The organism is Lentibacillus kimchii, from assembly GCF_042666895.1.
Lineage (GTDB): Bacteria > Bacillota > Bacilli > Bacillales > Amphibacillaceae > Lentibacillus > Lentibacillus kimchii.
In genome coordinates this window covers 92950-103927 of record NZ_JBHTGR010000001.1, presented here as the reverse complement: position 1 = coordinate 103927, position 10978 = coordinate 92950, and the positions used below count along the sequence as shown (strand labels likewise).

Below are 10978 nucleotides of genomic sequence, written 5' to 3'. Positions count from 1 at the left end.
TCAGGATACACCACTGCTTCAGGCTTCCACCATTTCCTGATTCGCTGGACAGATCAGTATCCCTCATGTCTCCGTCTTCATATGGCATATTAGTTTATAAGCATTATATGTAAAATAGCCGTAAACGTCAAGGTCTAGCTTTTGGTTTCTGCATATTTCGACGCGTCTTCGCTGTAGTCCGGATTTTCCTCGTCTTCTTTCTCAGTGAATAAATCATCCCAGTCACCTGAATCAATGACATCGAGCTGTGCTTGCACGAGCGATTTCAATCGCGTTCGGAAAACATTTGCCTGTTTTTTCAGTTCCTCTATATCCATTTCAATCCGTCGTGACTTATTCAACGATTCATTGACGATCCGGTCAGCGTTTTTCTCAGCTTCCTTAATGATAAGTTTGGATTCTTTCTGGGCATTGCCTTTCAAATCCTCCGCCGTTTCCTGGGCGGCCAGAATCGAATTATTAAGTGTGCTCTCAATACTCGTGAAATGACTCAGTTTTTCATTCAGTTCATCCACTTTTTCCTGCAATTCTTTCTTCTCGCGAATCGTAACTTCATAGTCTTTAATAACCTGGTCCAAAAATTCGTTCACTTCATCTTCATCATAGCCTCGAAAACCTCTTGTAAACTCTTTATTATGAATGTCCAGCGGTGTTAATGACACGCAGGGCACCTCCTTCAATGCTTCCCGATTATTAAAAGATGCGGGTTCATCCAACCATCCGGTTCCGTTTTACATTCGCCTTCTAAAGACAGTAATTTCGACAGAAACACTAAAAATCCTGCTATTTCAGCCAATTATTTTAAAATTGCAGCGGTAATACTGACCTTATCTTTTTTCGTATAACCGTTAAAGCTAACCAGCCTGCTCCGACCTTTCCCCCGGATCGAAATCATGTCACCTGCATCCACCGAAAATTTGCGGTCGTCAATCACTTGATAATTAACCTTTACATAGCCTTTTGCGATCATGTCGGCTGCCGTTTTTCGGGAGAGGCGATAAATAGCTGTTACCACTGTATCCAGCCGCAATGAGGTGACGATATGATCAGATGTCACCCAGTCTCCGCTTCCGGCCACCGCAGATGACAATGGCTTTTCCGAGAGACGTGTATGTGTATGCTTGATTTCTGTCAGATTGGTCAGAACGAAAGGGGCCATTTCCTGGGCCGTTATAATTTGAACCAAACCATTCTCAACTATAATATCGCCGAGTTTTTGGCGCTTAAGTCCGATAGACAGAAAAGCACCCATTACATCACGGTGAGTAAGACTGACAAATTTTGTGTGATAAGTTCCCTGCAGCAAGGTGAGCTGAAACGCGTCTTCTGTCACTTCTTCATACTCTGGGGCAATGATGACCCGCTGCCGCTCAGCATTTATGCTCCCGCCGTGTTTCAGAACCCTCAGATCCATCATGCTTGTCCCAGTAAGCATGTCAACAATTTTCTGTTCGCGCGGGTTAAGAAAATCCGTCAGTTTGCTTTGGTATGTTTTTTCCACCTGGTCCAGCCAGGACAGCACCTGATCAATAAAAGGCTGCTCTTCTTTTCGAAAATGCTGATAGATATCCATGACTACGAACCTCTAAAGCCAGCTAAACAGGACAGGCAGTCCAAGACTTCTGGCAAAAGACAGAACTAAAATGGCTACAATTGGGGAAATATCAATCATACCAATTGAAGGGATAATGCGCCGGAACGGTTCAAGATACGGTTCACAGATTTTGGTCAAAAAAGTGCCAATTGATGATTCGCGTGCCCCGGGGAACCAGGACATAAGTATATAGATTATTATAGCAAAACTGTACAGTTCCAACGCCACTGACAGCAGGCTGAATAGTGATTGCATCATTTGCTACCATCCTTTATTATGTTCTTCGTTTTCTTCAAGAAATGCCTCGGTAATGGAACCCGAAACGTCGACATTATCAGGTGCACACAGGAATGTTTCGTCACCAAGCTTTTGGATATCGCCATTAACAGCATACACGGTTCCACTGAGGAAATCGATGATACGTTTGGCTTGCTGGTAATCAACCCGCTGCAGGTTAATAATGACGGCTCGTTTGTTAACGACATTATCAGCTATTTCCTGTGCCTCATTGTAATTACGCGGTTCACATAACACAACTTTCGATGCCGGCCCTTCCATTGCCGTTAAGTTAACCACGTTGCTTTTTTTGGTCTGCTGTTGCTGAGGATCGTTCATATCCATTGATTCCTCTTCATCAACATACTCATAATCATCTTCCATTGTGAAAAAAGTCTTTATTTTATTTTTAATACTCATTTTGTCACCCCGTTTTCAAGCTCCTACAAGCTTGGACCCGATGCGTATATGTGTTGCCCCTTCTTCTATTGCAATCTGGTAATCATTGCTCATGCCCATGGACAAATACGGACAAGGAGCATGAGGAAGCTGCTCAGCCTTTACAGTATCCCTTAGAGAAACCATTTCCCTGAAAAAACGGCGCAGACGCTGTTCATCGTCTGTGTACGGCGCCATTGTCATAAGGCCAGCTATCCGCACATTTTCCAAGTTTTTCAGATCTTTAATAAACGCTAGTGTCTCATCAGGTTTAAGGCCATGCTTTGTTTCTTCGCCGCCCACATTCACTTGAACAAAACAGTCTGCCGGCTTTTCAGCACGTTTATTAATTTCTTTGGCCAGCGACATCCGGTCAAGCGAATGGATGGCATCGACTTTTGTGATCACGTCTTTGACTTTTTTTGACTGCAGTGTACCAATGAAATGCCAGGCAGCTCTGTCCTGTAGACGGGTCTGCTTCTCTCGCAGGCCTTCCAGGCGATTTTCACCAAGATGACGGACTCCTGCATTCACAGCTTCTTCTGCACGTTCTATTGTAACATATTTCGTCACACCAATGATGGTAATTTCATTGGGACTGCGATTACTATTAGCACAAGCTTGTTGAATATTAGCATTGATTTGGCGTAAATTAGCTGCAGCATCCATAATAGCCATGTCCTTCCCGGTAATCATTTTTCATATCCAATATAACCAAGCATTCTCCCAGTATTTCCACGGCTGCGCCGGTGCGAGAAAAATAGTGATTCATCTCGGAACGTGCAATAATTTGTTACGTCTATATTATGACGGAAAATACCTTGTTGTAAAAGGATTTCGATGTTTAATTGCTTCAAATCAACCAAAAAACGGTGATCATCCAGGGATGTTACGGTCTTTTCGCGCAGCGCACTGGGAATATGACGAATGACTTCTTCATCCACCTCATAAACATCGCGGGAAATACATGGTCCAATGGCAACAAGCATCGCTGCAGGATCAGCTCCTCTTGCCTGGAACGCTTCAACCATTTTTTGACCCATACGGGCAACAGTTCCTTTCCAGCCAGCGTGCGCCAAGCCGATATAACCTGTAACCGGATCCAGAAAGAAGAGCGGAACACAATCGGCAAATACGGCTGTACAGAGTATCCCCGTTTTATGTGTTATCAGACCGTCCGTTCCCTTTAATGACGCTGTATAGTCAGCTGCACCTTTGCCCTTGTCTTTTTCAGTTACAAAATGGGTCTTTGTCTGATGTATTTGTTCGCCGGCAACCCAGCTTTCCAGGGGGAATCCGACACGACTTGCCAGCTGTCGCCGATTATTTATGACTTTATCCGGCTGATCGTTTGTATATAATCCCATGTTGAGCCTTTCTTGCTCGCTGTTATGTGTTGTAAAACCAGCTTTCAGCCCTGGCACTCGATGCTCCCATTCCGTGAGCGCCAAATTTATATCTGTCTGCTGCTGAAACGGCTCTAGCATGTATAGCCTCCTTCTATCTACCTTGACCCTATTTTATCATACTTCTGTGATTATTCGAGCAATTGCTGGTCCGGATATAAAGAAGGAGACGTTATCTCGTGAACTAGAATCACATCGGTACCGATCACTTCAATATAATGCCAGGGTATAATCATTTCATCCGACTTAGCGAAAAAACCTGATGCTTTGTCTTTAATCGGGATCACGAGTGCTGTAATTTTTCCCAAATCGCCGTCTACTTCCAGATCAGATATGTGCCCAAGCCGTTTCCCGCTGGTCATCACAATAACTTCTTTTACTTGCAGTTCAGATAACGTTATCATCAAGTTCACCTGCCTTATTAAGGCATTATATGCATACATATGGGCAAAATATTATGCTGGCAGCTGCCCAAAAACGACTGAGCAGGAAAACAAGAAAAAGACCCCAAATTAATGTTGAGGTCGTATGCAGCCATTATTGAATTCTGCTCTGAAATGCTATAAGTGCAGCACTGCTATTTGCTGTTTACCGTTCTATATTATTCGAACATTTCTTTATTTACCTGGTCAATCGCCGACTTCTCCAGCCGGGAAACCTGAGCTTGTGATATGCCGATTTCATCAGCGACCTCCATTTGGGTTTTTCCTTGAAAAAACCGTTTATTGAGGATTGAATTTTCACGGTCATCAAGCTGATACATGCCCTCTTTCAAAGACAGTTTGTCAACCCATGCCGAATCTTTATCTTTATCATCACTCACCTGGTCCATGATATATATCGGATCGCCGCCATCATTGTAAATGGGCTCAAAAAGGGAAACAGGATCCTGTATAGCATCCATGGCAAATACAATTTCGGAATGATCAACCTCCATCTCTTTAGCGATTTCCATAGCGGACGGTTCTCTGGAGGTTTTATTAATGAGTGTTTCTCTGACTTGCAGTGCTTTGTAAGCGGTATCCCGCAAAGATCTTGACACCCGAATCGGATTATTATCCCGCAAATAGCGTCTGATTTCACCGATAATCATTGGGACAGCATACGTGGAAAACTTTACATTATGGCGCAAATCAAAATTATCGATTGATTTCATAAGTCCAATACAGCCAACCTGAAATAAATCATCACCATATTCACCGCGATTATTGAAACGCTGAATAACACTTAGCACGAGACGTAAGTTGCCATTCACCAGTTCCTCCCTTGCTGCTAAATCACCATCTTGTATTCGTTTAAATAATTCACGCATTTCACCATTCTTTAATACGGGTAACTTTGATGTATCAACTCCGCAAATTTCGACTTTATGTTTTGTCATGATTCACCCTCCTGATGGAAATGCTGTTCATGAGCAGTATCTCCGCGGAGGATGGTTTTTATGCAGTCAGGTATGATGACTGGAACGTGATAATTCGCCTGAAATCACGTCTCACGTAAGTCACACCATTTTATTAAATTCTTTTTGCAGACGCCGGATAATTTTTTTCTCCAGACGGGAAATATAAGATTGTGAAATGCCCAGCATATCTGCTACATCTTTTTGCGTTTTTTCTTCCTGACCAATCAGACCAAATCGAAGTTCCATAATCTCTTTTTCCCGGGGGTTTAACTGTGTCAGAGCATTTTTGAGCAGATTTTTATCGACATTGGTTTCAATATCCCGGGTAATGATATCTTCATCAGTGCCAAGCACATCTGACAGCAATAATTCATTGCCATCCAGATCAATATTCAAGGGCTCATCAAAGGAGATTTCAGACTTTAATTTATTATTTCGCCTTAAATACATTAATATCTCATTTTCAATACAACGGGAAGCGTAAGTAGCCAGTTTAATTTTCTTTTCAGGATTGAACGTATTGACTGCTTTAATCAGCCCGATAGTGCCAATACTGATCAGATCCTCTATGTTAATCCCGGTGTTTTCAAACTTTCGGGCAATATAGACAACCAGCCGCAGATTGTGTTCAATCAGCATAGCTCTGGCGGATTGGTCACCTTTCGGAAGCAATTCCAATAAACGTTTTTCTTCTTCTTTTGATAATGGCGGCGGGAGGGCTTCACTGCCGCCTATGTAATAAATCTCATCCGTTTTAAGTCCCAGCTTAAACAGCAGTTTGTACGCCCATAAGCGCAGACGAAGTTTTAAAAGTTTCAACTTGAGTCGCTCCTTTCCAGTTTTTTAAATCAATGTCAGTACCTGAGCATGCTTTCTGATCAAGACACAATCTAACCTTCAGGCTGAAATGGGTACAGCATTTTTAATGATTTGCGGATGCAATAAACAATGATAAGATTGGTCCTTTGTTAAATGAGCAAATTGAATACCGATCAGCACTTTTCGTGTTTGAATCTCATCGTCATTATAGACAAGCGTCACCTGTTCTGGTTTAAGTGCCAGCATGAACGTGCGGCTGCCGCCCACACCCTGGAACGGAACAATTTGCAAGCGATTTTCCCAGTCATTTGGAAGAACACTGAAATCTAATTGGTCATGAGCCGTTCTCAGCATATCCCACTCATAATCAGTGAACCATTGCTTTAGAAAAAAGCTGTCACATACAATCACTGGCTTTTTGGTCAAGGGATCCGACAGTTGATTTCCACTGTCAATATACCCTGTTGTCGTATAGCAGCTCTGGCCGATTTGAATCGTAACCGGACATAATTGATCATACCGGATTTTTTCCGCTGTATGCTTGTCCATACGGTTTTTTGTGAAATACCATACAAGCGGAAATCCTGTCAGTACAAATCCCCAGCTGACCGGATCACCATAACCGGCATTAAAGGTCAATGCACCACCTGCTGACAGTGAAACCGGGCTCTGAAGCAGAAAATGTATGGCGATTAATCCACCTCCTATGGAAAATGTTGTGAAATAAAATAGAAGCAACCGTTTTATTAGCTGATAAATGGTATGAATCCGAAAACTGCATACAATAATGATAATGGAGTACAGCAATTTACCTGGCAGTGTCGTAAAGAATGAGGACGGATAATACACCATTAAAGGCACCAGCAACGACGCAACAAAAGCACCGAACATGATCCGCAATTTCCTTGTGCTGTCCTTTGCCAGCATCTGTGTCAGCATAAGCAGCATCATATCCAGAAAAAAATTCAAAAGCCAGACGGCATCCAGATAAATGGTCACACAGATATCTTCCCTTCACGCGTCTTATTATTTCCACGAGCACCTATTCAATTTTCATAGATCTTCTACCAACTAGTATAGTAGTCTCTGACAGCAAAGTCTGTCAGATTATGTACAGAATGAAGGGCTAATTTTAACGACTTTTCACATAACATGTCGTTCAGGAAAAACGTTCGAAGTATTCTTTATAAAAGCAATCAGTAATTTCATTTCCAGGAGGTACTTTTAGAGATCAATAAAAAAGCAATCAGATCTGATCTGATTGCTTTTTTATCAGGGTATTCCTTTTCGGGACAGAAACGTTCCTATCTGTTACGATTCCGGTTGCGTAAGAAGGCAGGAATGTCCAATTCATCATCTTGGTTATTTGGACGGCTCTGCTGATTCTGCCGCTGATTATTTCCCTGCTCACGGGATGGCTGGGATGACTCATCAGAAGATTTTGTTGCGGCATGCTGATTATGGTTAATAACCGGACGCTGACGAGGCCTGTCATCCTCTTGCTGGTTTTCCTGAAAGCCCGTTGCCACAACGGTTACAATAAGTTCATCTTTTAGATTTTCGTTAATCACTGAACCGAAGATAACATTAACTTCATTATCTGCAGCTGATGTCACCAGGTCGGCAGCCTCCTGGACTTCATAAAGGCTTAAATTAACGCCGCCTGTAATGTTCATCAGAATGCCGCTGGCTCCATCGACGGATGTCTCCAAAAGCGGTGATGAAATAGCCTTCTTGGCAGCATCTTCAGCTCTATTTTCGCCTGTTGCAATTCCAATGCCCATCAATGCAGACCCTTTATCAAGCATAATCGTTTTCACGTCAGCAAAGTCAACATTGATGAGTCCAGGCTTGGCAATTAGATCCGATATACCCTGGACACCCTGGCGCAGTATGTTGTCAGCTTCACGGAACGCCTCCAGCATTGGCGTATTTTTATCAACAATTTCCAGCAGACGGTCATTCGGAATAACAATGAGTGTATCGACACTTGCCTTTAACGAATCGATACCAGAGCTTGCCTGTGTCGACCTTCTTTTGCCTTCAAACGTGAATGGCCGAGTGACCACACCTACTGTCAAAGCTCCAACTTCCTTGGCAATATTAGCAATGATAGGGGCAGCACCTGTACCTGTACCGCCGCCCATGCCAGCTGTTACGAAGACCATATCAGCACCCTGCAGCGCCTCTTCCAGCTGTTCTTTATTTTCTTCAGCAGCCTTTCTGCCCACTTCCGGATCAGCGCCGGCGCCTAACCCGCGTGTCAGTTTTCCGCCGACTTGTAATTTTGTTTCTGCTTTTGACAGATCTAAAGCCTGGGCGTCAGTATTAACGGCAATGAAATCAACGCCTTCTACACCATGTTCAATCATACGGTTAACAGCATTGCTTCCGCCACCGCCAGCACCTATAACTTTTATTGTTGCTAATTGATCCATATTCGTTTCAAACTCTAACATACATCCGTTCCTCCTAAATGCTGAATTGCATCACATTAAATACTGTCATTGCTGGATGAGCACACCTGAATACAGATTTTCATAGACTCATAACTTTCATTTGTTAATCAAAGAAATACTTAAATAGATTTGCAATACCCGATTTCTTTTTCTTCTTCGGTTCAGCTGGTGCATCTGAGCCACCTGTGTTTCGTGCCCGTTTTGGTTTAGGTTCATCCTGACTGGCCGCCACAGGAGGCAATAATTCTTTTCCTTGTATTTTCGCATTATGATACGCAAATTGCAAGATACCTACGCCTGCCGTGAATTGCGGTTCTCTTACACCTATATAGTCAGGAATAGCAACCCGGACATTAGCCTGAAACAAATCCTGAGCCAGTTCCATGACACCTGGCATTTTCATGGTATCACCTGTCAGAACATAGCCTCCAGGCAATTGCTGGTAACCCATGCGACGTATTTCGCGTTCAGCATAGGCATAGATTTCCTCCAGTCTGGCTTCAATCATATCGGCGATCTGCAGCTGGTTAAATGTCTCTTTATGATTACTGCCGATAATGGTCACATCAAACGTTTCATCTTCTCGGGCATCATCATAAAAAGCATGTCCATAGTTCAGTTTTATGTCTTCAGCATCTTCCGTCGATGTCTTTAGGCCAATAGACAAGTCTTTGGTAATGTTGTCGCCCCCCAAAGGAACGACACTTGTCCCTGCCAAATAGCCATTTTCAAAGATGGAAACTGTCGTAGAACCACCGCCCATATCAATTAAGGTGACACCGAGATTTTTCTCATCTTTGGACAAGGCCACTGTTCCCGCAGCGAGTGTCTGCAAGCAAATATCAGAAACATTCAGCCCTGCGCGTTCCACACATTTCAAGAGATTATGCAAGACGGTTTTGGAACAGGTGATTATAGTTCCTTCCATTTCCAGTCTGACACCAATCATCCCGCGCGGATCAGTTATTTCATCTAGTCCATCGACAATAAACTGTTTCGGGATCACATCAATAATTTCACGTTCCGGTGGTATTGAAACAACCTGGGCTCCATCGATCACCCGTTGAATGTCGTCATCACCTATTTCGCGATTTTCGCTCTGAACAGCTACAACACCATGGCATGACTGCAGTTGAATGTGACTGCCGCTGACACCAACGACCACACTGTCAATATGCATGCCAACCATTCGTTCTGCCTGTTCTATTGCACTGCGTATCGAATAAACTGTTTCATCAATGTCAACAATCGCACCTTTTTTCAGTCCATTTGATCCAGCTGTCCCCACACCAATAATATTCAGGGAATCATGCAGCACTTCACCAATAATCACTTTTATTTTTGATGTACCTATATCAAGACTCACTAGTATTTCACCGTTGTTCAAAGAAAGGCACCTCCTGGTTCAAAAGCATCTGACCTATCACTGCAATGACGTTGTTTAAAGCACACTTGCGTTTTAATCAGATGGTTTCTCAGTTTAGCTATATAAGCCTGTAGTCTATTATTTTAAACGAATACATGTGAAATGAAAATATATATTAATCATTTCTAGAGAAAAACAGCAAAAACCTTGTATTTTCTTGATTTTTATTCAGGATTCACACCTATTAAGTGCTGTTATCCGAATTATTATCGGATATCTCAGCATTATGCTCTGAATCAAACTTCTCAAAGTAGACACCTTCGCCTATATGTATAATTCCTTCATCACTGGCTGATTCCAGCTGCTGAACAATCGACGGATAAACGCGCATGTTGTCAGCAAAATGTCTGATCGTGCTGTCAACTGTGTAGCCATCATTCATAAACAGAGTAATTTTATCCTGATTGTTATCAGTTGGCTGCCAGTGGATTTCAGATATCAGGTTAAGAATCGCTGCGGGTAATTCGCCCAATTCTTTTGCCATTTGCTGTAAATGATCTTCTTCGGTAAAATCAATTAAAAACGGCACATTTCCACCGATAGACGTTTGGTCTGTATCCTGTAGAAGCTTGCCATTTCCTGAAATGGGAATCTGTTCATTATCGCGTTTGACAGAGCCAACAAAGTTTACTTCAGTAACCTTAATATCAACGGTCCATGGCAAATCGCGATTGACTTCAGCCTCTTGAATAACCGGATTTTCCTGGAGTTTTTCGCGGGCATCTGTCTTGTCAACCGTCCATATATTTGTTCCGGTTTGAATACCAGATATGTCAATCACCTTACTTTCTTCCACTATCGAATTGCCGGAAGCATTTATTGTTTTGATATCACTGAGCGGTGATTGCAAGTAGACAATGACGGCAATTAAAATAAAAAAAAGTGACAAATAGAAGATAAGACGGCGATTGGCTTTCTTTTTACGTTCCTGTTTCAATGTGGGAATACGATCTTCAATTGAAACGACATTTTTTTTGCCCATCCAGTTTCGTCCCTTATTTTCATAATCAAATTCTAATACCATAATCATGTTAAAATCCCAGTTCAAACGGGATTTGCTACAGTCATACACTATTCATAATAACCAGAAAAAAAGGCATCTGCTTGTGCCTTTTTATACGTGCATATCTGATTATATCATATATTTCGTTAATATAA

Annotated in this window: 13 protein-coding genes; all 13 read right to left on the bottom strand. The window is 42.4% G+C overall.

Features of this window, described 5'->3' with window-relative positions; translation table 11 throughout:
* Positions 1-134: 134 nt before the first annotated feature.
* Positions 135-662: a DivIVA domain-containing protein gene (locus ACFQU8_RS00585; protein ID WP_382357208.1), complete on the bottom strand. Its 528-nt coding sequence runs from the start codon at positions 660-662 to the stop codon at positions 135-137.
* Between the two features lie 134 nt (positions 663-796).
* Positions 797-1573 carry a YlmH family RNA-binding protein gene (locus ACFQU8_RS00580; protein WP_382357207.1) on the bottom strand — a complete coding sequence of 259 codons (777 nt, stop codon included), beginning with the start codon at positions 1571-1573 and terminating at the stop codon, positions 797-799.
* Between the two features lie 12 nt (positions 1574-1585).
* Positions 1586-1849, bottom strand: a complete 264-nt coding sequence (locus tag ACFQU8_RS00575) for a YggT family protein (RefSeq protein WP_382357363.1) — start codon at positions 1847-1849, stop codon at positions 1586-1588.
* Positions 1850-1855: 6 nt separating this feature from the next.
* Positions 1856-2290, bottom strand: coding sequence for a cell division protein SepF (locus ACFQU8_RS00570; RefSeq protein WP_382357206.1), 435 nt, complete (start codon positions 2288-2290; stop codon positions 1856-1858).
* A 15-nt stretch (positions 2291-2305) separates the two neighbouring features.
* Positions 2306-2977: a YggS family pyridoxal phosphate-dependent enzyme gene (locus tag ACFQU8_RS00565; RefSeq protein WP_382357362.1), complete on the bottom strand. Its 672-nt coding sequence runs from the start codon at positions 2975-2977 to the stop codon at positions 2306-2308.
* 23 nt (positions 2978-3000) lie between these two features.
* The gene (gene pgeF, locus ACFQU8_RS00560; protein WP_382357205.1) at positions 3001-3795 is read right to left on the bottom strand and encodes a peptidoglycan editing factor PgeF; all 795 of its coding nucleotides are present in this window, start codon (positions 3793-3795) and stop codon (positions 3001-3003) included.
* Between the two features lie 50 nt (positions 3796-3845).
* The gene (locus ACFQU8_RS00555) at positions 3846-4118 is read right to left on the bottom strand and encodes a YlmC/YmxH family sporulation protein (RefSeq protein WP_382357204.1); all 273 of its coding nucleotides are present in this window, start codon (positions 4116-4118) and stop codon (positions 3846-3848) included.
* A gap of 197 nt (positions 4119-4315) precedes the next feature.
* The gene (sigG, locus tag ACFQU8_RS00550; RefSeq protein WP_382357203.1) at positions 4316-5095 is read right to left on the bottom strand and encodes an RNA polymerase sporulation sigma factor SigG; all 780 of its coding nucleotides are present in this window, start codon (positions 5093-5095) and stop codon (positions 4316-4318) included.
* A 120-nt stretch (positions 5096-5215) separates the two neighbouring features.
* Positions 5216-5935 (bottom strand): RNA polymerase sporulation sigma factor SigE, encoded by a 720-nt coding sequence (gene sigE, locus ACFQU8_RS00545; protein WP_382357202.1) that lies wholly within the window; start codon positions 5933-5935, stop codon positions 5216-5218.
* Positions 5936-6013: 78 nt separating this feature from the next.
* Complete coding sequence (gene spoIIGA, locus ACFQU8_RS00540) at positions 6014-6934, bottom strand: sigma-E processing peptidase SpoIIGA (protein WP_382357201.1); 921 nt, start codon at positions 6932-6934, stop codon at positions 6014-6016.
* Positions 6935-7239: 305 nt separating this feature from the next.
* Complete coding sequence (gene ftsZ, locus ACFQU8_RS00535) at positions 7240-8394, bottom strand: cell division protein FtsZ (protein ID WP_382357200.1); 1155 nt, start codon at positions 8392-8394, stop codon at positions 7240-7242.
* Positions 8395-8497: 103 nt separating this feature from the next.
* Positions 8498-9781 (bottom strand): cell division protein FtsA, encoded by a 1284-nt coding sequence (gene ftsA / locus ACFQU8_RS00530; RefSeq protein ID WP_382357199.1) that lies wholly within the window; start codon positions 9779-9781, stop codon positions 8498-8500.
* 223 nt (positions 9782-10004) lie between these two features.
* Positions 10005-10868 (bottom strand): cell division protein FtsQ/DivIB, encoded by an 864-nt coding sequence (locus tag ACFQU8_RS00525; RefSeq protein ID WP_382357198.1) that lies wholly within the window; start codon positions 10866-10868, stop codon positions 10005-10007.
* Positions 10869-10978 lie beyond the last annotated feature (110 nt).

Bases quoted from the DNA above. Each gene is read 5' to 3' on its own strand.
- ACFQU8_RS00580 (WP_382357207.1), bottom strand. From the start codon at position 1,573: ATGGATATCTATCAGCATTTTCGAAAAGAAGAGCAGCCTTTTATTGAT.
- ACFQU8_RS00575 (WP_382357363.1), bottom strand. From the start codon at position 1,849: ATGCAATCACTATTCAGCCTGCTGTCAGTGGCGTTGGAACTGTACAGT.
- ACFQU8_RS00570 (WP_382357206.1), bottom strand. From the start codon at position 2,290: ATGAGTATTAAAAATAAAATAAAGACTTTTTTCACAATGGAAGATGAT.
- ACFQU8_RS00565 (WP_382357362.1), bottom strand. From the start codon at position 2,977: ATGGATGCTGCAGCTAATTTACGCCAAATCAATGCTAATATTCAACAA.
- pgeF (WP_382357205.1), bottom strand. From the start codon at position 3,795: ATGCTAGAGCCGTTTCAGCAGCAGACAGATATAAATTTGGCGCTCACG.
- ACFQU8_RS00555 (WP_382357204.1), bottom strand. From the start codon at position 4,118: ATGATAACGTTATCTGAACTGCAAGTAAAAGAAGTTATTGTGATGACC.
- sigG (WP_382357203.1), bottom strand. From the start codon at position 5,095: ATGACAAAACATAAAGTCGAAATTTGCGGAGTTGATACATCAAAGTTA.
- ftsZ (WP_382357200.1), bottom strand. From the start codon at position 8,394: ATGTTAGAGTTTGAAACGAATATGGATCAATTAGCAACAATAAAAGTT.